At 71.3% G+C, this 21863-nt stretch carries 22 protein-coding genes; 17 read left to right on the top strand and 5 right to left on the bottom strand.

The features are described from left to right. Window positions 1-492 precede the first annotated feature (492 nt). From dprA to IOD16_RS29530, 3 genes are read left to right on the top strand one after another with little or no spacing between them, the layout of a single operon-like run. Window positions 493-1641 carry a DNA-processing protein DprA gene (gene dprA / locus IOD16_RS29540; RefSeq protein WP_236594460.1) on the top strand — a complete coding sequence of 383 codons (1149 nt, stop codon included), beginning with the start codon at window positions 493-495 and terminating at the stop codon, window positions 1639-1641. Between the two features lie 33 nt (window positions 1642-1674). Then, on the top strand, window positions 1675-2652 hold the full coding sequence (locus IOD16_RS29535; protein ID WP_201436958.1) for a tyrosine recombinase XerC: 978 nt from the start codon (window positions 1675-1677) through the stop codon (window positions 2650-2652). Then, window positions 2627-3628: a FliA/WhiG family RNA polymerase sigma factor gene (locus IOD16_RS29530; protein ID WP_201436956.1), complete on the top strand. Its 1002-nt coding sequence runs from the start codon at window positions 2627-2629 to the stop codon at window positions 3626-3628. The genes IOD16_RS29535 and IOD16_RS29530 overlap by 26 nt, the downstream gene beginning before the upstream one ends. A gap of 564 nt (window positions 3629-4192) precedes the next feature. On the opposite strand, the gene IOD16_RS29525 is transcribed toward IOD16_RS29530, so the two are convergent. Continuing rightward, the gene (locus IOD16_RS29525) at window positions 4193-4705 is read right to left on the bottom strand and encodes a M23 family metallopeptidase (protein ID WP_236594459.1); all 513 of its coding nucleotides are present in this window, start codon (window positions 4703-4705) and stop codon (window positions 4193-4195) included. Between the two features lie 399 nt (window positions 4706-5104). Here IOD16_RS29525 and rpsB point away from each other — a divergent pair, with 399 nt between their 5' ends. The 5 genes from rpsB to IOD16_RS29500 all read left to right on the top strand — a co-directional run bounded on the left by rpsB (window position 5105) and on the right by IOD16_RS29500 (window position 9324). Continuing rightward, window positions 5105-5974 (top strand): 30S ribosomal protein S2, encoded by an 870-nt coding sequence (rpsB, locus tag IOD16_RS29520; protein ID WP_123745979.1) that lies wholly within the window; start codon window positions 5105-5107, stop codon window positions 5972-5974. 151 nt (window positions 5975-6125) lie between these two features. Then, the gene (gene tsf / locus IOD16_RS29515; RefSeq protein WP_201436953.1) at window positions 6126-6941 is read left to right on the top strand and encodes a translation elongation factor Ts; all 816 of its coding nucleotides are present in this window, start codon (window positions 6126-6128) and stop codon (window positions 6939-6941) included. Between the two features lie 139 nt (window positions 6942-7080). Further along, window positions 7081-7791 (top strand): UMP kinase, encoded by a 711-nt coding sequence (pyrH, locus tag IOD16_RS29510; RefSeq protein WP_236595242.1) that lies wholly within the window; start codon window positions 7081-7083, stop codon window positions 7789-7791. A gap of 46 nt (window positions 7792-7837) precedes the next feature. After that, window positions 7838-8395, top strand: a complete 558-nt coding sequence (frr, locus tag IOD16_RS29505) for a ribosome recycling factor (protein WP_106613536.1) — start codon at window positions 7838-7840, stop codon at window positions 8393-8395. 83 nt (window positions 8396-8478) lie between these two features. Next, window positions 8479-9324 carry a phosphatidate cytidylyltransferase gene (locus IOD16_RS29500; protein WP_201436951.1) on the top strand — a complete coding sequence of 282 codons (846 nt, stop codon included), beginning with the start codon at window positions 8479-8481 and terminating at the stop codon, window positions 9322-9324. A 49-nt stretch (window positions 9325-9373) separates the two neighbouring features. Here the strand turns inward: IOD16_RS29500 and IOD16_RS29495 are convergent, their stop codons facing one another. Further along, entirely contained in the window at window positions 9374-10189 is an 816-nt protein-coding gene (locus IOD16_RS29495; RefSeq protein ID WP_201436949.1) for a VOC family protein, read from the bottom strand. 55 nt (window positions 10190-10244) lie between these two features. On the opposite strand from IOD16_RS29495, the gene IOD16_RS29490 reads away from it, so the two are divergent. Then, entirely contained in the window at window positions 10245-10991 is a 747-nt protein-coding gene (locus tag IOD16_RS29490) for a class I SAM-dependent methyltransferase (RefSeq protein WP_201436948.1), read from the top strand. 24 nt (window positions 10992-11015) lie between these two features. After that, window positions 11016-11999, top strand: a complete 984-nt coding sequence (locus IOD16_RS29485) for an aldo/keto reductase (protein ID WP_201436947.1) — start codon at window positions 11016-11018, stop codon at window positions 11997-11999. Between the two features lies 1 nt (window position 12000). Here IOD16_RS29485 and IOD16_RS29480 read toward each other — a convergent pair whose 3' ends face one another. Further along, window positions 12001-12657, bottom strand: coding sequence for a PadR family transcriptional regulator (locus tag IOD16_RS29480; protein ID WP_201436946.1), 657 nt, complete (start codon window positions 12655-12657; stop codon window positions 12001-12003). A 132-nt stretch (window positions 12658-12789) separates the two neighbouring features. Between IOD16_RS29480 and rlmN the strand changes: the two genes are divergently transcribed. After that, window positions 12790-13896: a 23S rRNA (adenine(2503)-C(2))-methyltransferase RlmN gene (gene rlmN / locus IOD16_RS29475; protein WP_123745987.1), complete on the top strand. Its 1107-nt coding sequence runs from the start codon at window positions 12790-12792 to the stop codon at window positions 13894-13896. A gap of 151 nt (window positions 13897-14047) precedes the next feature. Here rlmN and IOD16_RS29470 read toward each other — a convergent pair whose 3' ends face one another. Next, on the bottom strand, window positions 14048-14305 hold the full coding sequence (locus IOD16_RS29470) for a DUF2631 domain-containing protein (protein WP_236594458.1): 258 nt from the start codon (window positions 14303-14305) through the stop codon (window positions 14048-14050). 208 nt (window positions 14306-14513) lie between these two features. Here IOD16_RS29470 and IOD16_RS29465 point away from each other — a divergent pair, with 208 nt between their 5' ends. Both IOD16_RS29465 and IOD16_RS29460 read left to right on the top strand, forming a co-directional pair. Then, window positions 14514-16175 carry a sensor histidine kinase gene (locus IOD16_RS29465; RefSeq protein WP_201436944.1) on the top strand — a complete coding sequence of 554 codons (1662 nt, stop codon included), beginning with the start codon at window positions 14514-14516 and terminating at the stop codon, window positions 16173-16175. A 2-nt stretch (window positions 16176-16177) separates the two neighbouring features. Further along, window positions 16178-16828 (top strand): response regulator, encoded by a 651-nt coding sequence (locus tag IOD16_RS29460; protein ID WP_123745990.1) that lies wholly within the window; start codon window positions 16178-16180, stop codon window positions 16826-16828. A gap of 72 nt (window positions 16829-16900) precedes the next feature. On the opposite strand, the gene IOD16_RS29455 is transcribed toward IOD16_RS29460, so the two are convergent. Then, window positions 16901-17167, bottom strand: coding sequence for a GlsB/YeaQ/YmgE family stress response membrane protein (locus IOD16_RS29455; protein ID WP_123745991.1), 267 nt, complete (start codon window positions 17165-17167; stop codon window positions 16901-16903). A gap of 154 nt (window positions 17168-17321) precedes the next feature. Between IOD16_RS29455 and dxr the strand changes: the two genes are divergently transcribed. The 4 genes from dxr (at window position 17322) to IOD16_RS29435 (ending at window position 21857) form a co-directional block, all read left to right on the top strand. After that, window positions 17322-18542, top strand: a complete 1221-nt coding sequence (gene dxr / locus IOD16_RS29450) for a 1-deoxy-D-xylulose-5-phosphate reductoisomerase (RefSeq protein WP_201436943.1) — start codon at window positions 17322-17324, stop codon at window positions 18540-18542. A 1-nt stretch (window position 18543) separates the two neighbouring features. Then, window positions 18544-19740, top strand: a complete 1197-nt coding sequence (locus IOD16_RS29445) for a M50 family metallopeptidase (protein WP_201436942.1) — start codon at window positions 18544-18546, stop codon at window positions 19738-19740. 22 nt (window positions 19741-19762) lie between these two features. Further along, complete coding sequence (ispG, locus tag IOD16_RS29440) at window positions 19763-20920, top strand: flavodoxin-dependent (E)-4-hydroxy-3-methylbut-2-enyl-diphosphate synthase (RefSeq protein ID WP_123745993.1); 1158 nt, start codon at window positions 19763-19765, stop codon at window positions 20918-20920. Window positions 20921-21002: 82 nt separating this feature from the next. Then, window positions 21003-21857, top strand: a complete 855-nt coding sequence (locus IOD16_RS29435; RefSeq protein WP_170185246.1) for a GNAT family N-acetyltransferase — start codon at window positions 21003-21005, stop codon at window positions 21855-21857. Window positions 21858-21863: the final 6 nt, after the last annotated feature.

Below are 21863 nucleotides of genomic sequence, written 5' to 3'. Positions count from 1 at the left end.
CTCCGGTCAACCGACCTCAGGCGCCCCGACCGTCGCTGACCGGCCCCTCGCCTCCCAGCCAACCGCTGCCCACGGCCTGCCCCTCCTCCTTCGACCCCCGCTCTCCGCCGGCCAGGCCCCAACCCCGCCCGCACCGCCGCCCTTCCCACCGCCGACCCCAGCCCCCGCTCCGGTCGCGACGTCAACCTCGGTCCCGTCATCGCCGCCTTCCACCGTGCTTCCCCCCATGCCTCCCACCTCAGCCCTGGTCTCGGTCCCGGTCGCAGCCCCAGCGCCGGCCTCGGCGACGCAGACCTCGGTCATGTCCAGCCTGCTTGCCGGTGGTCGGCCCGCGGGCCGGTCGGTCGATTCGGCGCCGGGCGGGCCGAAGGCGGTTCCGGCGTCGACGGCAGTGGCGGTGGACATGGGGCGTGGCGCGGAATGTGACGCCGACCGCGGTGAGGGGTTCGCGCCGGCCACGCGCCTGGGGCCCGACGAATGGTGGCGGTGGCCGTGAGCACCGACGAGATCCGGCTGGCCCGTGCCTACCTGTCCCGGGTGGCCGAGCCGCCCGCCGCCGCGCTGGCCCGGTTCGTCGCCGAAGTCGGGCCGGTCGAGGCGGCGGAGCTGGTCCGGGCCGGGGAGGTGCCTTCCGGGGTCGAGAGCCAGACCTCGGCCCGCCGGGCGCTGGACTTGGCCGAACAGGACCTGGAGGCGGCCGCGAAGGTCGGTGGGCGGCTCCTGGTGCCCGAGGACGACGAGTGGCCCCGCTGGCCCTTCAACGCCTTGGCCATCGCCGCCGCCAACGGCCTGCGGTGCGGTCTGGAGCCCTTGGCGTTGTGGGTCCGGGGCGACGCCCACCTCGCCACGATCACGGAGCGTGCCGTCGCGGTGGTCGGCAGTCGGGCGGCCTCCGGCTACGGGCAGCACGTCGCGGGCGAGTTCGGCTTCGGGCTGGCCCAGGCCGGGATCACCGTGGTGTCCGGAGCGGCCTACGGCATCGACGGCGCGGCCCACCGGGGCGCGATCACGGCCGGCGGGCTGACGATCGCGGTGCTGGCCTGCGGGATCGACGTCGCCTACCCGGCCGGTCACCGTGCTCTGCTGGAACGCATTCCGAGCCAAGGGCTGCTGGTGAGCGAATACCCGCCGACCCACACGCCCGCGCGGCACCGGTTCCTGACGCGGAACCGGCTCATCGCGGCTCTCGCCGAAGGCACCGTCGTCGTCGAAGCGGGACAGCGCAGCGGCGCCAAGAACACGGCGGCGTCGACGGCGGCGCTGGGACGGGTGCTGATGGCGGTTCCCGGGCCGATCACCTCGGTCAGCTCGTCGGGCTGCCACGAGCTGCTGCGTTCGGGCGTCGCGTTGCCCGTGACCAGCGTCGCCGAGGTCATCGAGTCGACCGGACGGCTCGGTGTCGACCTCGTCGAAGCCACCCGGAACACCGACACCGGACCACCGCAGGGTGACGCGATGCGGGTCTTCGAGGCACTGGGCCTGACGGTCGGGCACAGCCCGGAGGCGATCTCCGTGGAATCGGGCGTCGAGCTGTCCAGGGTGCGCGCATTGCTGCCACAATTGGAACTGGCCAGTCTCGCCGAACGCGCGGAAAGCGGTTGGAAGCGCTCCCAGGACGGGAGTTGGCGTGGCGATACTTGACCAAGAGCGCTTGAGGGCGCAGCGTCAGGGTCTATGTCCCCGCAGCCGCCCGCTCGGACACGTCGTGTCGACCTGGTTCGCCTGCGTCGAGCGCTGCCCGCAGACGTGGCGACGGCCCTGGACCGCTACGAACGCCACCTCGCGATGGAACGCGGTCTGTCACCGCACACGGTGCGCGCGTACCTCGGTGACGTGGTCGCCCTGCTGGTCCACTTAGCCGAGGGCACACCCGACAACGCCACCGTGGAAGCGATCGACCTGCCGGGCCTGCGGTCGTGGCTGGCTTCCCAGCACTCCGCCGGCGCGAGCCGGACGACGATGGCCCGACGCGCCGCCTCCGCCCGCACGTTCACCGCCTGGGCTTCCCGCCACGACTTGCTCGCCGCCGATCCCGGTCCGCGGCTCAGCGCGCCCCGTCCCCACCGGACCCTTCCCGCCGTACTGCGGCCGGACCAAGCCGCCGCCGCCATGACAGTTGTCGAAGTAGACGCGGAACAGGGCGATCCGGTTGCGCTGCGTGACCAAGCCGTGGTGGAGTTGCTGTACGCAACAGGTGTCCGGGTCGCCGAGTTGTGCGGTCTCGACCTCGACGACGTGGACTACTCCCAAAGGGTGATTCGGGTTCTGGGCAAGGGTAGTCGCGAACGCACCGTGCCGTTCGGCGTTCCGGCCGAACGGGCTGTACGGCGCTGGGTGGAATATGGACGATCCGCCCTGGTCAACGACCGTTCACAACGTGCGCTGCTGCTGGGCGCGCGAGGTGGCCGGCTTGATCCGCGTACTGCCAGGAGGGTCGTCCACGATGTGGTGGGTGCGGTACCCGAGACGGCCGACACCGGCCCCCACGGCCTGCGCCACTCCGCGGCCACGCACCTGCTGGAAGGGGGAGCGGACCTGCGCACCGTCCAAGAGCTTCTTGGTCACGCTACGCTCGCAACGACTCAGCTCTACACACACGTCACCGTCGAACGGCTGAAGGCGATCCATGACCGAACCCACCCCCGCTCCTGACGTCGCAGGGGGAGGTTCGCGGACCGCAACCGTGACCTCTCCCTCCGCCGCGCACGTCGGGACCTCGTCGGCGGCGCGCACCCCGGCTGGGACGAACGGTCACCACGTCGACGGCGAGCCGCTGCGCACGAACGGGCACGCCATCCCCGCGGTGGCGCCCGGTAGACCCGCGCACGCGGCTTCCGAGTCGCGCACCGCCGATGACGTGGAAGCCGGGATCATCGCGCTGTGGCACACCTACGGCGAGTCGCGTCGGCAGGCCCTGCGGGACCGGCTGGTGCTGCACTACGCGCCGCTGGTGAAGTACGTCGCCGGCCGGGTCGGCACCGGCCTGCCCGCGCACGTCGACGTGGCCGACCTGATCCAGTCCGGCATCTTCGGCCTGGTCGACGCGATCGAGAAGTTCGAACCCGAACGCGGACTGAAGTTCGAGACGTACGCGATGCAGCGCATCCGCGGCGCGATCCTCGACGACCTGCGCTCCCAGGACTGGGTGCCCCGCTCGGTGCGCAGCCGGGCACGCGACGTCGAACGTGCCCTGGAACGCCTGGGTGGGCGGCTGCAACGCACCCCCACCGACCGCGAGCTCGCCGCCGAGTTGAAGATCGGCCTCGGTGAGCTGCGCGAGCTCTACGCCCAGCTCCAGCTCACCAGCGTGGTCGCCCTGGACGAGTTGATCGCCGCGGGCCGCAACACGGGCGGCGCGGGCTCGTCGCTGGCAGAGTCCCTGCCCGACGAGGGCGCGGAGGACCCGATCGCCACCCTGGTCGACCAGGACAGCCGCCGCCAGCTCGCCGACGCGATCGCCCAGCTCGCCGAACGGGACCGCGTCGTGGTCACCCTGTACTACTTCGAGAACCTGACGCTGGCCGAGATCGGCAAGGTCCTGGGCGTCACGGAGTCCCGCGTGTGCCAACTGCACACGCGGGCGGTGCTGCGCCTGCGCACCAAGCTGAACGAGCAGCTGGAGGCCTGACCTCCCCCGGCTCCAGCCGACCGCCCGCCGAAACACCCACGACCCGCTCCGTCACCGCCGAACACCCGCTACGGGAACGGGCAGGCATCGGCGCACTTCCGCGCGCGGGCGCGCTCGAACCACGCAGGTCGAGCAGGTTGGGTTGGCCGAGCTGCGGAGGCGAGGACGGGTCCGGTGGGCCGGTGGGCCCGGCGGGGTGGACCGACCGACCTCGGCGGAACGCGGACTTGGCTGTTGGACACGAGGCGTAGTCGGTCAGGTGGATGGCGCGCGGGTCGGGCGGGTCAGGGGAGGAGATAGGGGTCGGTGGGCTGTTGGGCCGGTAGCTCGGGTGGGTGGTCCGACTGGGAGGACGCGGACCTGGTCGTTGGAGACCGGGGCAGTGGGTTCAGGTGGGTGTGGGTCGGGCGGGCGGCGCGCGCAGGTCGAGAGGGTCCGGTGGGTCGGTGGGCAGGGGAAGGAGGTGGCCTCGGGAGGAGGCGGACTCGGCTGGTGGGCGCTGGGGTGCGGTGGGTTGAAGTAGAGGTGGGATCGGCGCTGGCGGGTCGGGACGGGTTCGGTGGGTCACCGGGCGTGGTGGGTGGTGGGTTCGGTGGGGTGGGCAGGACTGGGGAGCAGGCGGGCTCGGCCGGTGGAGAGCAGGCGCAGTGGGTTCAGGTAGGTGGGGGATCGGGGTGGGTCGGGGCGGAGCGCGCCCCAGTGGAGGCAGGTGTCCGTCGGGCAGCCCTCGTGGCCGGGGTCGAGAGTGCCGATCAGGTCGCCTCGGCGGACCGGTTGGCCCCGGCGGACCGCGGGTGTGACCGGCTCGTAGGTGGTTCGCAGGCCGCCGGGGTGCAGCAGTGACACGACCGCGCGGTCGGCGACCGGGCCCGCGTGCACGACCACGGCGTCGGCGGCGGCCAGGACGGCGGCGCCCGCCGGGGCGGCCAGGTCGACGCCGCGGTGGCCGGGGCCGTACTCCGTGGCCGGTGCTTCGAAGGCGCGGACGACCTGGTGCGGTGGGGCGAGCGGCCAGGCGAAGCGCGGTGGGCGGGAGGCCCGCGCGGATGGGGGCAGACCGGCCGCGGGTAGCGTCATCACCGTTGTCAAGGCCAGGACCAGCAGTGTTCGCATCGTGGGAGTCACGGGTCCAGCGTCCCGGCGGGCACCGGGGGCTACCAGTGGCTTCGGCCCACCTGTGGACAACTCGCGGGGCTGTGGACAACTTCAGGCCCGGTTCGTGGTTCTCCGGCTCACCGGCGTACACTCGGACCGCGGCCCGTGTGAGTGCGGGGCGACTTCGCGTGCCAATGCAGACCCGACCAGTTTCGGTGTGGTCGGATCACGGCGTCCAGCGGTCCTGAGGCGAGACGTCCTCCGGTTCGGACGGCGGCAGGGGCACCAGGGCGGCGGACCGGACCCGGCCCGCCGCGACCAACCGGAACGCGCGCCGGCTCGACGCCAGGCGCGCCTGAACGAAGAGGTGCGAACCCGGCCATGGCCGTCGTCACCATGAAGCAGCTGCTCGACAGCGGCGTGCACTTCGGGCACCAGACCCGTCGCTGGAACCCGAAGATGAAGCGCTACATCTTCACCGAGCGCAACGGCATCTACATCATCGACCTCCAGCAGACGCTGACCTACATCGACCGGGCGTACGAGTTCGTCCGGGAGACGGTCGCGCACGGCGGGTCGATCCTGTTCATCGGCACCAAGAAGCAGGCGCAGGAGGCCATCGCCAACGAGGCCCTCCGCGTCGGCATGCCCTTCGTGAACCAGCGCTGGCTGGGCGGCATGCTCACCAACTTCTCGACGGTGCACAAGCGCCTCCAGCGGCTCAAGGAGCTGGAGTCGATGGAGCAGACCGGCGGTTTCCAGGGTTTCACCAAGAAGGAAATCCTGATGATGAACCGTGAGAAGGACAAGCTGGAGCGCACGCTCGGCGGTATCCGCGACATGTCCAAGGTGCCCAGCGCCGTGTGGATCGTGGACACCAAGAAGGAGCACATCGCCGTCGGCGAGGCGCGCAAGCTGAACATCCCGATCGTGGCGATCCTCGACACGAACTGCGACCCGGACGAGGTCGACTACCCGATCCCGGGCAACGACGACGCCATCCGGTCCGCCGCGCTGCTGACCAAGGTGGTGGCCGAGGCCGCCGCCGCCGGTCTGATGGCGCGCTCCGGCGCCCGCACCAAGGCCGCCGACGGCGCGGACAAGCCCGAGCCGGGCACCGACGAGCCGCTGGCCGAGTGGGAGCAGGAGCTGCTGGTCGGCGCCGACGCCCCCGCCGCGCCCGCTGCCGCCGAGGCCGCCCCCGCTGCCGAGGCGCCCGCCGCCGAGGGCACCGAGGCCGTCCAGTCCTGACCCGCCCGCACGCCGCGCCTGCCTGATCGAGGCGGGCGCGGCGTGCGCACGGCGCCGGCGCTGAACAGCCGGAACAGCACCACCCCAAGCGCGTAAACGCGTCGGCGAGCGAAGCCGACGACCAGACCGCAGAAGGAACGGAAATCGCACGATGGCGAACTACACCGCCGCTGACGTGAAGCGCCTCCGCGAGCTGACCGCCGCAGGCATGATGGCCTGCAAGAAGGCGCTCGAGGAGACCGACGGCGACTTCGACAAGGCGGTCGAGATCCTGCGCATCAAGGGCGCGAAGGACGTCGACAAGCGCGCCGAGCGCACGACCTCGAACGGCCTGGTCATGGCCGAGGACGGCGTGATGATCGAGCTGCGCTGCGAGACGGACTTCGTCGCCAAGAACGCCGACTTCCAGGAGCTGGCGGCGCGGATCGTCGCGGTCGCCAAGGCCACCCGCCCGGCCGACGTCGAGGTGCTCAAGGCCACCGACCTCGACGGCAAGGCCGTCGACGCGGTCGTCCAGGAGTTCTCGGCCAAGATCGGCGAGAAGCTGGAGCTGGCCAAGGTCGCCATCTTCGACGGCACCGTGACCACCTACCTGCACCGCCGTGCCGCCGACCTGCCGCCCGCCGTCGGCGTGGTGGTCGAGTACACCGGCGACAACGAGGACGCCGCCCGCGGCGCCGCGATGCAGATCGCCGCGATGCGTCCGCGCTACCTCACCCGCGACGACGTCCCCGCGGACGTGGTGGCCAACGAGCGCCACATCGCCGAGGAGACCGCTCGCGAGGAGGGCAAGCCGGAAGCGGCGCTGTCCAAGATCGTCGAGGGTCGCGTGAACGGCTTCTTCAAGGACGTCGTGCTCCTGGAGCAGTCGTCCGTGACGGAGTCCAAGAAGACCGTCAAGGCCGTGCTGGACGAGGCCGGTGTCACCGTGACCCGCTTCGCCCGGTTCGAGGTCGGCCAGGCCTGATTCGCGTGAGGGCGGGGTTGCGCGCAGACGTCGCGACCCCGCCCTTGCCGTGTCCAGAGGAGTACCTGTGAGCGCAGAGGTAGACCACGCGAAAGCCGACCACGCCGACGAGGAGCCGATCCAGGGCTACCGCCGGGTGATGCTGAAGCTCGGCGGCGAGATGTTCGGCGGTGGCGGGGTCGGCGTCGACCCCGACGTCGTGCAGACCGTCTCGCGCCAGATCGCCGCGGTGGTCCGAACAGGGGTCCAGGTCGCGGTCGTCATCGGCGGCGGCAACTTCTTCCGCGGCGCGGAACTGCAGCAGCGCGGCATGGACCGCAGCCGCGCCGACTACATGGGCATGCTCGGCACCGTGATGAACTGCCTCGCCCTGCAGGACTTCCTGGAGCGCGAGCACGGCATCGAGACCCGGGTGCAGACCGCCATCACGATGGGCCAGATCGCCGAGTCCTACATCCCCCGCCGGGCCATGCGGCACCTCGACAAGGGGCGCGTGGTGATCTTCGGCGGCGGCGCGGGCATGCCGTACTTCTCCACCGACACCACCGCCGCGCAGCGCGCGCTGGAGATCGGCTGCGAGGTCGTGCTGATGGCCAAGGCCGTGGACGGCGTCTACACCGCGGACCCCAAGATCGACCCGGACGCGCAGATGTTCGACAACATCACCCACCGGGAAGTGCTCGAACGCGGCCTGAACGTGGCCGACGCGACCGCGTTCAGCCTGTGCATGGACAACAACATGCCGATCATGGTCTTCAACCTGCTCACCGAGGGGAACATCGCGCGAGCCGTGCGTGGTGAGAAGATCGGCACGCTGGTGAGCACCCCCGGTGGTCGCCCGTCCTTCTAGACCTGCTGGGATTCGAGCCGAACTGCGCACACCAAGGGAGTCAGCCGTGATTGACGAGACCCTCCTCGACGCCGAGGAGAAGATGGAAAAAGCGGTGTCCGTGGCGAAGGAGGACCTGGCCGCGGTGCGCACCGGCCGCGCCAACCCCTCGATGTTCTCCCGCATCGTGGTCGAGTACTACGGTTCGCCCACCCCGCTGAACCAGCTCGCCAGCGTCGCCATCCCGGAGGCGCGCATGGCGGTGATCAAGCCCTACGACGCCACCCAGCTCAACGCGGTCGAGAAGGCCATCCGCGACTCCGACCTGGGCGTGAACCCCAGCAACGACGGCTCGATCATCCGCGTGGTGATCCCTCAGCTGTCCGAGGAACGGCGCCGCGAGATGGTCAAGGTCGCCAAGGGCAAGGGCGAGGACGCCAAGGTGTCCGTCCGCAACATCCGCCGCAAGGCCAAGGAAGAGCTGGACCGCCTGGTCAAGGACGGCGAGGTCGGCGAGGACGACGGCACCAGGGCCGAGAAGGAACTGGAGAACGTCACCCACCGCTACGTCGCCCAGATCGACGAGCTGGTCAAGCACAAGGAAGCCGAGCTGCTCGAGGTCTAGGTGGTCACGTCGGTTCGGCGGGTCGGGCGAGGTGCCCGCGCGCTTGGCTCGGCCGGTGCACGGCCGTGATAGGAGCACAGCAGGTGTCAGGCGGCGGTGACCAGGGCGCGCCGGAGAAGAGCGCGTCACGCGCGGGGCGCAACCTGCCCGCGGCCATCGCCGTGGGCGTCGGCTTGGGCGCCGTCATCCTCGTGGCGCTGTTCACGGTGCGCGAGCTGTTCGTGGGCGTCGTCGCGATCGCGGTCGCCGTGTCGATGTACGAGCTGACGGGCGCGTTGCGGCGCGGCGCGGGCATCCGGGTGGCGCTGCTGCCCGTGCTGGCCGGCGGGCAGGCCGTGGTGTGGCTGGCCTGGCCGTACGAGCGCGGCGGCGTGCTCAGCGCGTTCGTGGTGACGATCCTGGTGTGCCTGATCTGGCGGCTCAAGGACGGCGCGGACGGCTACCTGCGCGACGTCACCGCGTCCATCTTCACGGTCGCCTACGTGGCCGTGTTCGCGGCGTTCGCGGTCATGCTGGTCGTGCCGGACGACGGCGTGTTCCGCGTCCTGGCGTTCCTGATCGGCGTCGTGCTGTCCGACACCGGCGGCTACGTGGCCGGCGTGCTGTTCGGCAAGCACCCGATGGCCCCCACCATCAGCCCGAAGAAGTCCTGGGAGGGTTTCGCGGGCTCGATGGTGGCGGGCATGGTCGGCGGCGCGCTCACCGTGGGCCTCATGCTGGACGGCCAGTGGTGGCAGGGCGTGCTGTTCGGCGCGGCCCTCGTCGTCACCGCGACCGCGGGCGACCTGGTCGAGTCGCTGATCAAGCGCGACCTCGGGATCAAGGACATGGGCACGCTGCTGCCCGGTCACGGCGGCCTGATGGACCGGATGGACTCGCTGCTGCCCTCGGCCGTCGTCGCCTGGCTGCTGCTTCACCTGTTCGTGTGACCGACACCGCGCCGCGGACGGCGGCGAGGTGACCCGGAAGCCGACCTCGCTAGTCGTCGTACGGGTCGTCCACGCGTGAGCCGGTGTCCTCGTCGGACAGCGGGGTGGTGCGGGACGGGTCGATCACCGAGAACACCGCGCCCGTGTGGTCCGCGACGACCGTGATCCGGCCGAACGGCGTGTCGTACGGCTCCACGGTGACGCGTCCGCCCAGCTCCAGCACCCTGGTCGCGGCCGAGTCCGTGCCGATCTCCGGCGCCGCGGTGAAGTACACCATCCAGTGCGGCGGGGTCTCCGGCGCGAACGCCCGGCCCATCCGCTGCCGCCCGAGCACGGTGTTCCCCTGGATGGCCCACAGCGTGTAGTCCACCGCCTGGCCGTCACCGATCTGGGTGATCTCGTACCCGCACAGCTCGTGGAAGAACTCGTCCGCGGCGTGCCCGTCGCGCGTGTTCAGCTCGGCCCACGCGTACGCGCCGTGCCCGTCCGCGCCGAACACCCAGTCGGGTGGCACGTGCCGGAAGCCGACGACCGCGCCGGTCGGGTCGGCGAGCACGGTGACGGTGTCCGAGGGCTCGCCGAGCACCTCCCCGCCCAACGCGTGCGCCTTCTCGGCGGTGGCGCGGGCGTGCGGCGTGTTCAGGTACAGCGTCCAGGCGCTCGGCTTGTCGGCGACGACCAGCTCGGCCACCGGCAACCCGTTCACCAGGGCGATCGCGTTGCCGTCGACGTCGGAGAAGTACCAGCCGAACAGGCCCGAGTAGAAGTCGACCGTGGCCTGGAGGTCCGTGGTGGCGAGGTCGACCCAGCACGGCGAGCCGTGGTGCAACTCGGCCAGAGCGGGAGAATTGGGGACGATCGACACCGGGTACCTCCTGCCAGCCGCTTGTTCGATCACGCTACGGCTCTAAAGTCGTCCCGTGAAGGGATTCGTCCGCGCCGCGTTGGCCGCAGTCCGGCCTGTCGACGTCCTGCCGAGCCCGAACATCTGGCACTGGCCCGAGCTCTACGAGGTCGAGAACCGCGCCCAAGACGTGGACGGGGCCATCTGGCGCGCGCTGCGCGAGGAGTGCGACTGGGCCGGGCGGGACGTGGTCGACGTCGGCTGCGGCGACGGGTTCCACCTGCCGGTGCTCGCGCGGGAGGCGCGTTCGGTCATCGGCGTCGAGCCGCACCCCCCGCTGGTGCAGCGCGCCCGCGCACGGGTGGCGGACGTGCCGAACGCCGAGGTGGTCGCCGGTCCCGCGCAGCGCCTGCCGCTGCGCGACGCGACCGCGGACCTGGTGCACGCGCGCACGGCGTACTTCTTCGGTCCCGGCTGCGAGCCGGGGATGCGCGAGGCCGACCGGGTGCTGCGGCCGGGCGGCGCGCTGGCGATCGTGGACCTCGACGGCACGGCCGAGCCGTACGGGCCGTGGCTGTGCGCCGACGAGCCGCGCTACAACCCGGCGGACGTGGAGCGGTTCTTCGCCGATCAGGGGTTCTCGTTGCGGCGCGTGCGCGCGCTGTGGCGGTTCGAACGCCGTGAGGACCTGGAAGCCGTGCTGCGCATCGAGTTCTCCGGAACCGTCGCGGAGAAGGCCATCGCGAGCACGCCCGGCCTGTCGTTCGAGGTCGGCTACCGCGTCCACGTGAGGCGCAAGCCGGTCGGGATTGTGCTGCCCTGAGAGCGCTCACCTAGGATTCGGGGCGTGGAGAACAGGAACGCGGGCAGGTTGGGTCGGCAGGTCGGCGTCGTGGGTCTGGGCTGCTGGCAGCTCGGCGCGGACTGGGGCCAGGTCGAGGAGTCCGACGCGCTGGCGGTGCTGCACGCCGCCGCCGACACCGGCGTGAACTTCTTCGACACCGCCGACGTCTACGGCGACGGCCGCAGCGAGACGCTGATCGGCAAGTTCCTCCGCGAGCGCGGCGACGCGGGCATCACGGTGGCCACCAAGATGGGCCGCCGCGTCGACCAGGTGCCGGAGAACTACCGCCGCGAGAACTTCCTGGCCTGGAACGACCGGTCGCGCGCCAACCTCGGCGTGGACACGCTCGACCTGGTGCAGCTGCACTGCCCGCCGACGCCGGTCTACTCGACCGACGAGGTGTTCGACACCCTCGACGAGCTGGTGGAGACCAAGCGCGTCGCCGCGTACGGCGTGAGCGTGGAGACGGTCGAGGAGGCGTTGACCGCGATCGCCCGACCGGGTGTCGCGAGCGTCCAGATCATCCTGAACGCGCTGCGCCTCAAGCCGCTGGAGCGGGTGCTGCCCGCGGCGGCGGAAGCGGGCGTGGCGATCATCGCCCGCGTTCCGCTCGCCTCGGGGCTACTGTCCGGCAAGTACACCGCGTCGACCACGTTCGGGACCGACGACCACCGCAACTACAACCGCAACGGTGACGCGTTCGACGTGGGCGAGACGTTCTCCGGCGTGCCGTTCGAGGTCGGGCTGGAGGCGGTGGAGCGGCTGCGCGCCCTCGTGCCGTCCGGCGCGACCATGGCGCAGTTCGCGCTGCGGTGGATCGTGGACCAGCCGGGCGTCACCGTGGTCATCCCCGGCGCCCGCAACGCCGAGCAGGCTCGCGCCAACTCGGCCGCCGCGGACCTCGCGCCGTTGTCCGCGCAGGCGCAGGACGAGGTGCGGTCGGTGTACGACTCGCTGATCCGGCCGCTGGTCCACGACCGCTGGTAGTTCACTCTTCCGGGTTGTCTTCCTCGACGTCGAGCTCGCCGAGGATCGCGTACAGCTTGCGGCGGGCCTCGCTGAGGACTTCGACGGCCCGCGCCTGCTGTTCACGCGTGCCCGCGTGCGCCATCTGCTGCATGGCCGCGCCGAGGTGCCGTGCCGCCGTGCGCAGCTTCGCCGCGTGCAGGTCGAGGTCTTCGTTGACCTGCTGCCACGGCGGCGCGCCCTCGAGCTTCCCGGCCGCCTCGCGACCGGACTCGGTCAGCGTGAACAGCTTCTTGCCGCCCGCCTCCTCGGTGGAGGCGACGAGGCCCTCGTCGGCCAGCATCTGCAGGGTCGGGTAGACCGAGCCGGGGCTGGGTCGCCAGAGGCCGTCCGTGCGGCCGCCGATCTCCTGGATCATCTCGTAGCCGTGCATGGGGCGTTCGACGAGCAGCGCCAGGACCGCCGTGCGGACGTTGCCCTTGCGCTGCCTGCCGCCGCGACCCCGTCCCCGGCCGTGACCGGGGAAACCCGGCGGTTCGGGCGGGACCGGGGGGCCGCCGAACGGGCCGCCGCGGTTGAAGCCGCCGCCGAACCCGCCGCCGAAACCCTGCCGCGGGTCGCCGAAGCCGTGCTCGCGGTGAAGCCTGTGCTCGTGGTGCCTGTGTCCGTGGAAGTGCATCTTCATGCTCCTTGTATCGATCGGTTGCGACGTGTCGACGATATATCGGAACGTATCGCGATGCAACGGTGATGGCTGTCGCAGTCGGGGTGGTCCTGGCTGCCGCGCACACGTGGGACACTGGAGGGCGCTATGACTGCCCTCCCCCTCGTCTTCGACGCGCCCAAGCGCGGGCTGCCGCCGCGCCACCTCGCCGACCTCTCCGCCGACCAGCGTCGAGAGGCCGTCGCCGCACTCGGCGAGAAGCCCTTCCGCGCCGCGCAGCTGTCGAACCACTACTTCGGTCGGCTGACCGTCGACCCCGACGCGATGACCGACATCCCCGCCGCCACGCGCGAACGCCTGGTGACCGACCTGATGCCGCCGCTGTGGACGGAGCTTCGCAGCGTCGAGGCCGACGGCGGCACGACGCGCAAGACGCTGCTGCGCGCCCACGACGGCACGTTGGTCGAGAGCGTCCTGATGCGCTACCCGGACCGCGCCACGCTGTGCATCTCGTCGCAGGCGGGGTGCGGCATGGCGTGCCCGTTCTGCGCCACCGGGCAGGGCGGCCTGACCCGGAACCTGTCCACCGCGGAGATCGTGGACCAGGTGCGGCGCGGTGCGGCGGCCATGCGTGACGGCGAGCTGCCCGGCGGGCCGGGGCGGTTGTCCAACATCGTGTTCATGGGCATGGGCGAGCCGCTGGCCAACTACAAGCGCGTGGTCGAGTCGGTGCACCGCATCTGCGACCCGGCGCCGGACGGCCTGGGCATCTCGCAGCGCTCGGTCACGGTGTCCACGGTCGGGCTCGTGCCGGCGATCCGGAAGCTGACGGAGGAGAACCTCCAGGTCAGGCTGGCGGTGTCGTTGCACACGCCGGACGACGAGCTGCGCGACACCCTGGTGCCGGTCAACACGCGGTGGAAGGTCGCCGAGGTGCTGGAGGCGGCTCGCGGCTACGCCGACCGCACGGGCCGCCGGGTGTCGATCGAGTACGCCCTGATCCGCGACATCAACGACCAGCCGTGGCGCGCGGACATGCTGGGCAAGCTGCTGCGCAGGCACCTGGGCCAACTGGTGCACGTCAACGTCATCCCGCTGAACCCCACGCCGGGCTCCAAGTGGGACGCGTCGCCGAAGCCGGTGGAACGCGAGTTCGTCCGCCGGGTCAACGACCAGGGCGTCGCGTGCACCGTGCGTGACACCAGGGGCCAGGAAATCGCCGCCGCCTGCGGCCAGCTCGCCGCGGAAGGCTGATCAGCAGGCTTCTTCGACTGCGACCTTGATCCGACGTCCCGCGTCGACGAGGTCGCAGTCGAGGTTCGCACTCCTGCGGCGCGGCCCTGGGCTGAAGCCGAGGCGGCGCGACGGTCGACCGGGCCTCGGGGAAGAGGCCGGTCGGGGTGGGCTAGCGGCGCCAGGAGGTGCGGCTGCGGACCTGGTCCCAGATCAGCAGGGCGGCCATGCCGAGGCCCACGAGGATCACCCAGATGTTCTCGGTCCGGCCGTGGTGGTTGCCGATCAGCAGGCCGAAGACGGCCAGGGTGGAGAGCCAGCCCGCGATCTTGACGCCCTTGGGGAAGCCGCCGTGCCAACCCCAGTCGGCCGAGGGCTCTTCGTGGGGGTCGACCGCCGGACGCTTGTCCAGTTCCGAGGACGAAGACACAGCCGCACGACCTTCCTGCCCGATCACGTTCACCAACGGCGTCATCGTCGCACACGGGCGTGCCAGGCGGGACGTGAGGTGCGCGGCACCGGAGCGGCTGCGGTCGGGTGGTGCGCGGCGCGCACGTCACCTGCGTCAACTTTCGTCGGCGAGGCTCGAGACCAACGAACGCGGCCGGCGGGCGGCTGGTTCTTTACCGTGGTCACCTGTGACGTCTGTCGTTCAGCGGCTCCGGCCCGTCCTGCCGGATCTCCGGGAGGCGCCCGCCGCGTTCCTGCGCGCCCACGCCGAGCGGCTCGGCGAGCTCACGCCCTGGCGGGTGGCGCGCGAGGTGCTGGCCGTCGTCGTGCTGCTCGGGCTGGACGTGTTCCCCGGCTGGGTCTCCGGCGACTGGCGGTCGTCCGGGTGGGTGCTGATCGCCCTGGGCGTCGGCTACGTCGCGATCTTCCTGTCGAGGCTGCTGTTCCCCGCGCTGGCCCTGCTGGTGGCCACCTGGGTGGTGTTCAGCTCCGAGCACGGCGGCGTCGCGATGGTGGTCATGCTGGCCTACTCCGCCGGCTACCGGATCACGCCGTGGCAGCGCTCGCTGCTCACCGCGGTCCTCGCGCTCGCCCTGCACATGTTCGCCTGGGGCGTGTCCGCGCCCGGCCTGTCCGGGCCGTTCGGCCAGTGGGTGATGCTGACCGTCTACTGCATGGTCGTGGCGCTGCCGTTCCTGGTCGGCCGGTACGTGGCGCAGCGCAACGCGCTGGTCGCGGCGTTGCAGGAACGCGAGGAACGGGTGGTGCGGGAGCGGCGGATGGTGTCGCGCCAGGTGCGGCTGCGCGAGCGCAACCGGATCGCGCAGGACATGCACGACAGCCTCGGCCACCGGCTCAGCCTCATCTCCGTGCACGCGGGCGCGCTCACCATGGACACCGGTCTCGGTGAACGCCAGCGCGAGGCGGTGCAGGTGCTGCGCAGCGCGGCCCTCACCGCGATGGAGGAGCTGCGGGGCGTCATCGGCGTGCTGCGGCGCGACGAGGAGCCGGAAGAGGACCAGGGGCGGCGGACCACCGTCGGCGGAGCCGACAACCGGACCGTGGACGCGATCGACGAGCTGGTCGACGGCGCGCGGCGGGCCGGTGTGCGGGTCAGCCTCGTGCGCGGCGGCCAGGCCGTGCCGCTGCCCGCGAAGGTCAGCCACGCCGCGTACCGCATCGCCCAGGAGGGCCTGACCAACGCCAACAAGCACGCGCCGGGCGCGAGCGTGCAGGTGACCGTGAAGTACGAGCCGGACGCGCTGGTGGTGGAGGTGCGCAACAACCCGCCGCGGGCCAAGCTGCCGGGCGGCGCCGGGTTCGGCCTGATCGGGTTGGGGGAGCGGGTGCGGTTGGCGGGCGGCATGCTGCACGTGGGCGAGCTGCCCGCCGGCGGGTTCCGCATCGCGGCCGTGCTGCCGTACGAGGACACCGCCGCGGCCGGTGACGAGCCGTCCGACGAGGAGCAGCCCGAACCCGCCAAGCCCACCGGCATCCGCAAGTGGGCGGGTGTCGGCTCGATCGTGCTGGCCGGGGTCGTGGTGCTCGTGGTCGTCGGCGGCTACACGTGGATCGGGTCGCAGCCCGTCACCAAGGTGGTGTCCGACGAGCTGTACGACTCGGTGTCGGTCGGGCAGTCGGAGGCGGAGGTGATGGCCAGGCTCCCGGGTGGCGCCGAGCCGCCGCTGGGCGACCTCAACTCCGACGCCGGGCCGGAACCCGCCGGGGCGCGGTGCGAGTACCGCGTGGCCGACGTGCAGACCTACTCCTCGCGGGCGACCAAGATCGTGCGGTTCTGCTTCGCCGACGGCACGCTGGTCGAGAAGAACACCCACTTGCAGGAGTTGTGACAGTGATCCGGGTCCTCATCGCCGACGACGAGCCGCTGATGCGCGCGGGCATCAAGGCCATCCTCGGCACCGCCGACGACATCGAACTGGTCGCCGAGGCCGGTGACGGGCGCGAAGCCGTCCGGATCGCCCAGGAGCGGCGGGTGGACGTCGCCGTGCTCGACATCCGGATGCCCCGCCTGGACGGTTTGGCGGCGGCGCGCGAGCTGCGGTCCGTCGCACCCTCGGTGCGGGTGGTGATGCTCACCACGTTCGGCGAGGACGACAACATCGTCCGGGCGCTGTCCGACGGCGCCGCCGGGTTCCTGCTGAAGGACTCCGCCCCGGAAGAGCTGCTGCGCGCCGTGCGCGCGGTTCACTCGGGCGAGGCCTACCTGTCACCCATGGTGACCAGTCGGGTGGTGGGCATGGTGGCGCAGGTGGGTCAGCCGCGCCGGCAGGCGGCGATGCGCCAGGTCGAGGGGCTGACCGACCGCGAGGTCGAGGTGCTGGCCCTGCTCGGGCTGGGGATGTCGAACGCCGACGTCGGGCAGCGCCTGCACATGAGCGAGGCGACCGTGAAGACCTACGTGAGCAGGCTGCTGGCCAAGCTGGGGCTCACCAACCGCGTGCAGGCCGCCTTGCTGGCCCGGGACGCGGGGCTGGCGAACTGAGGGTGCGCACAGGGGTGTGCCCCGTCGGTCAGCCGACGGGGCACACCCGGTGGTCAGTGGTTTTCGCGGACGTCAGGCCCTGGCTCGGGAACCGGTCACCATGCGGTAGACGCCCAGCACGATCAGCGAGCCGAGGATGGCGAGCAGCCAGGTGCTCAGGTCGAAGAACGTGTTGATGTCGGTGCCGAAGATGGCCCGACCGACGAAGCCGCCGATGATGGCGCCGACAATGCCGAGCAGCATCGTGATGATGATGCCGCCGGGGTCCCGACCTGGCATGATGGCCTTGGCGATGGCACCCGCGATGAGGCCGAGGACGATCCAACCCAAGATGCCCACGGGGCTCTCCTTCCTGATGGCCGCGACGGGCGGATCCGTCGGGCGCTTGATCGAGGAATGCCCACGTTCGAGTGATGCCACGCGCTCGTTATCGTTCTGTTATCAAAGTACCGCTGTGCGGGTTATCAGGTCGGCTCGGGAACAATGGTGGGTGATGAGCACACCACGCACGGTCCTGGTACTCGGGTCGACCGGGTCCGTCGGCACCCAGGCCCTCGACGTCATCGCCGCCAACCGCGACCGGTTCACCGTGGTCGGCCTGGCCGCCGGCGGCGCCGACCCGGCCGCCCTCGCCGCCCAGGCGGTCGAGTTCGGCGTCCAGGCCGTGGCCGTCGCCCGGGCCACCGCGGTCGAGGACGTCACGCTCGCCCTCTACGCCGAGGCGCAGAAGCGCGGCTACGCCCGGGGGGCGTTCAAGCTGCCGCGCATCCTGGCCGGCCCGACCGCGATGACCGACCTGGTCGACTCCACCCCGGCCGACGTGGTGCTCAACGGCATCACCGGCTCGATCGGCCTGGCGCCGACGCTGCACGCCCTCGAAGCGGGCGCGACCCTCGCCCTGGCCAACAAGGAGTCGCTGATCGCGGGCGGCCCGCTCGTGCTCAAGGCGGCCCGGCCCGGTCAGATCGTGCCGGTCGACTCCGAGCACTCCGCCCTGGCCCAGTGCCTGCGCGGCGGCCGGGCCGACGAGGTGGCGAAGCTCGTCCTCACGGCCTCCGGCGGCCCGTTCCGCGGCCGCACCCGCGCCCAGCTCGCCGACGTCACCGCGCGCGAGGCCATGGCGCACCCCACGTGGTCGATGGGCCCGGTCATCACCGTCAACTCGTCCACCCTGGTCAACAAGGGCCTGGAGCTGATCGAGGCGCAGCTGCTGTTCGACGTGCCCTACGACCGCATCGACGTGGTCGTGCACCCCCAGTCGATCGTGCACTCGATGGTCACCTTCACCGACGGCTCCACCCTCGCCCAGGCCAGCCCGCCGGACATGAAGCTGCCGATCGCCCTGGCGCTGGGCTGGCCGGACCGCATCCCCGGCGCCGCCGCCGCGTGTACTTTCGACGTGGCGACGGCGTGGACGTTCGAGCCGCTGGACGACGAGACGTTCCCGGCGGTGCGGCTCGCCAGGCAGGCGGGCTCCGGCGGTGGCTGCCTGCCGGCGGTGTACAACGCGGCGAACGAGGAAGCGGTCGCGGTCTTCCTCGGCGGCGGCACGTCGTTCACCTCCATCGTGGACACTGTCGAACGGGTGCTCGCGGAGGCGGACGGCTGGGCGCACGAGCCGGTCGACGTCGACGAAGTCCTCGCGGCGGAGCAATGGGCCCGGGCGCGGGCGCGGGAACTCGTGGCCACTTCGGTGGGGTCTGGAAGGGACTGACGTGCTCGTTTTCCTGGGCATTCTGCTGTTCGCCCTGCTCATCGGCATCTCGATCGCGTTGCACGAGCTCGGCCACCTGGCCACCGCGAAGATGTTCGGGATGAAGGTGACCCGGTACTTCATCGGGTTCGGTCCGAAGATCTGGTCCTTCCGCCGCGGCGAGACCGAGTACGGCCTCAAGGCGATCCCGGCGGGCGGCTTCTGCGAGATCACCGGCATGACCGCGCTGGAGGAGGTCGCGCCGGAGGACCAGCACCGCGCGTTCAACCGGCAGAAGACCTGGAAGCGCGTGGTGGTGCTGTCCGCGGGCTCCATCACCCACTTCATCGTGGGCTTCGTGATCCTGTACTTCATGGCCTTCACCATGGGCATCCCGAACCTCCGCGACAGCGCGATGATCGCCGAGGTCGCCCCGTGCGTGCAGAGCAGCACCGACGCCGAGTGCGCGCCCGGCGCGCCCGCGCCGGCCAAGGACGCGGGCTTCCAGGTCGGCGACGAGATCGTGGCGGTGGCCGGCGCGGCCACGCCCACCTGGGCCGACGTGCTCACCAAGACCCGCGAGCGCAGCGGCACGACCGAGTTCCGGGTGCTCCGCGACGGCCGCGAGCTGACCCTCACCGCCGACGTCGCCCGGGTCGAGCGCGAGCTGGAGCGCAAGGACGGCACGCGCTACAAGGAAGAGGTCGGCGCGATCGGCGTCATCCAGCAGCGCAACTTCGAGTACAACGCGATCACCGCCATCGGCGGCGCGACCTCGTTCACCGGCACGATGTTCGAGAACACCTGGCGCGGTCTGATCAACTTCCCGAAGAAGATCCCGGCCGTGATCGAGGCCATCGGCGGCGGCGAGCGCGACATCGACAGCCCGGTCAGCGTGGTCGGCGCGAGCAGGCTCGGCGGCGAGGCGGTCGACCGCGGCCTGTGGCAGCTGTTCTGGCTGATGCTGGCGGGCCTGAACTTCTTCGTGGGTGTGTTCAACCTCCTGCCGCTGCTGCCGCTTGACGGTGGTCACATCGCCGTCAACCTGTACGAGCGGGTGCGAGACTGGATCCGGAAGCTGCGCGGGCTGCCGGCCGGCGCGCCGGTCAACTACCTGCGACTCTTGCCGCTCACCTACTTCGTGATTTTCGTCGGCGGATCGGTCACGTTGTTGACGATCACCGCGGACATCGTCAACCCGATCAAGCTCTTCCAGTGATCCCAGTGAGAGGTGCCAGTTCATGAGTGACGGCGTCATGCTCGGCCTGCCGGCGATGCCTCCTCCGGTGTTGTCGGAGCGGCGCAAGACCCGCCAGCTCATGGTGGGTTCGGTGGGTGTCGGGAGTGAGTTCCCGGTGTCGGTGCAGTCGATGACGACGACCGTGACGGCGGACGTGAACGCCACGCTCCAGCAGATCGCGGAGCTGACGGCGGCCGGCTGCGACATCGTGCGGGTGGCGTGCCCGTCGCAGGACGACGCGGACGCGCTGGCGGCGATCGCGAAGAAGTCGCAGATCCCGGTCATCGCGGACATCCACTTCCAGCCGAAGTACGTGTTCGCGGCGATCGAGGCCGGCTGCGCGGCGGTCCGGGTGAACCCCGGCAACATCAAGAAGTTCGACGACAAGGTCAAGGAGATCGCGGCGGCGGCCCGGGACCACGGCACGCCGATCCGCATCGGCGTGAACGCGGGCTCGCTGGACCCGCGGTTGATGGCGAAGTACGGCAAGGCGACGCCGGAGGCGCTGGCGGAGTCGGCGCTGTGGGAGGCGTCGCTGTTCGCCGAGCACGACTTCCACGACCTGAAGATCTCGGTGAAGCACAACGACCCGGTGGTGATGGTCCGGGCGTACGAGCTGCTGGCCGAGCAGTGCGACTACCCGCTGCACCTGGGTGTGACGGAGGCGGGCCCGGCGTTCCAGGGCACGATCAAGTCGGCGGTGGCGTTCGGCGCGCTGCTGCGGCAGGGCATCGGGGACACGATCCGGGTGTCGCTGTCGGCTCCTCCGGTGGAGGAGGTGAAGGTCGGGCACCAGATCCTCCAGTCGCTCAACCTGCGCCCGCGCAAGCTGGAGATCGTGTCGTGCCCGTCCTGCGGCCGCGCCCAGGTCGACGTCTACACGCTGGCGGAGCAGGTCACGGCCGGTCTGGAGGGCATGGAGGTGCCGCTCCGGGTCGCCGTGATGGGCTGCGTGGTGAACGGGCCGGGCGAGGCGCGTGAGGCCGACCTCGGTGTCGCCTCGGGCAACGGCAAGGGCCAGATCTTCGTCAAGGGCAAGGTCGTCAAGACCGTCCCCGAGCACCAGATCGTGGAGACCCTGATCGAAGAGGCCATGCGGATCGCCGAGGAGATGGGCGAGACCGTCGAGGGCGGCGAACCGGTCGTCACGGTCGGCTGAGCGCCGTCGGACGTGGGCCGGCAGTCGGCTGAGCGGGTGGCGGACGCGCGGGTAACGGGGTCGATCTGGCAGGCTTGACGGCGTGCTGAGGTTGGCTGGCGCGCGTTTGCTCGACGAGCGGGACCTGTCCGAGGTGCTGGCCGTGCTGGCGGCCGACCCGGTGGCGTCCTGCATGGTCGCCGCACGGGTCGAGGTCGCGGGGCTCGACCCGTGGCGGCTCGGCGGCGAGGTGTGGGCGTACGACCACCGGTCGCTGCGGGGCGGCCGGGTCGACGCGCTGTGCTTCGCCGGTCCGAACCTGATCCCGCTGCGCGGCGACACGCCCGCGCTGCGCAGCTTCGCCGACCGCGCCCGCCGTCGCGGCCGCATGTGCTCGTCGCTGGTCGGGCCCTCCGAGCAGGTGCTCGGCCTGTGGGAGGAGCTGTCCCCGGACTGGGGACCGGCCCGCGAGGTGCGCGCCGACCAGCCGTTGATGGCGCTGGGCGGCAGCCCGTCGATCCCGCTGGACCCGCTGGTGCGGCCGGTCCGACCGGACGAGCTCGACCGGTACCTGCCCGCCGCGATCGCCATGTTCATCGAGGAGGTCGGCGTCGACCCGTGCGCCGAGGACGGCGGCGTGTCCTACCGGGCGCGGGTGGCCGAGCTGATCGCGGCCGGGCGGGCGTTCGCCCGGTTCGAGGGCGGCGACGTGGTGTTCAAGGCCGAGATCGGGGCGATGTCGGCGCAGGTGGGCCAGATCCAGGGCGTGTGGGTGCGGCCGGACCGCCGCGGGCACGGCATCGGCGCGGCGGGCACCGCGGCGGTGGCCGAACGCCTGGTCAAGAGCATGGGCCGGACCGCGTCGCTGTACGTGAACTCCTACAACGACGTGGCCAAGGCGGCCTACCGCAAGATCGGCTTCGCCCAGGTCGGCCAGTACGCGACCGTGCTGTTCTGAGACCGT

It is taken from the genome of Saccharothrix sp. 6-C, assembly GCF_016695385.1.
GTDB classification, from domain to species: Bacteria; Actinomycetota; Actinomycetes; order Mycobacteriales; family Pseudonocardiaceae; genus Actinosynnema; species Actinosynnema texasense.
This window is presented reverse-complemented; position numbering and strand designations above follow the sequence as displayed.

What these genes read in the sequence shown, in the direction of transcription:
- IOD16_RS29525 (WP_236594459.1), bottom strand. Translation starts at nt 4,705, where the DNA reads ATGACGCTACCCGCGGCCGGTCTGCCCCCATCCGCGCGGGCCTCCCGC.
- pyrH (WP_236595242.1), top strand. Translation starts at nt 7,081, where the DNA reads ATGCTGAAGCTCGGCGGCGAGATGTTCGGCGGTGGCGGGGTCGGCGTC.
- ispG (WP_123745993.1), top strand. Translation starts at nt 19,763, where the DNA reads ATGAGTGACGGCGTCATGCTCGGCCTGCCGGCGATGCCTCCTCCGGTG.
- dxr (WP_201436943.1), top strand. Translation starts at nt 17,322, where the DNA reads ATGAGCACACCACGCACGGTCCTGGTACTCGGGTCGACCGGGTCCGTC.
- tsf (WP_201436953.1), top strand. Translation starts at nt 6,126, where the DNA reads ATGGCGAACTACACCGCCGCTGACGTGAAGCGCCTCCGCGAGCTGACC.
- IOD16_RS29535 (WP_201436958.1), top strand. Translation starts at nt 1,675, where the DNA reads ATGTCCCCGCAGCCGCCCGCTCGGACACGTCGTGTCGACCTGGTTCGC.
- rpsB (WP_123745979.1), top strand. Translation starts at nt 5,105, where the DNA reads ATGGCCGTCGTCACCATGAAGCAGCTGCTCGACAGCGGCGTGCACTTC.
- rlmN (WP_123745987.1), top strand. Translation starts at nt 12,790, where the DNA reads ATGACTGCCCTCCCCCTCGTCTTCGACGCGCCCAAGCGCGGGCTGCCG.
- IOD16_RS29530 (WP_201436956.1), top strand. Translation starts at nt 2,627, where the DNA reads ATGACCGAACCCACCCCCGCTCCTGACGTCGCAGGGGGAGGTTCGCGG.
- IOD16_RS29480 (WP_201436946.1), bottom strand. Translation starts at nt 12,657, where the DNA reads ATGCACTTCCACGGACACAGGCACCACGAGCACAGGCTTCACCGCGAG.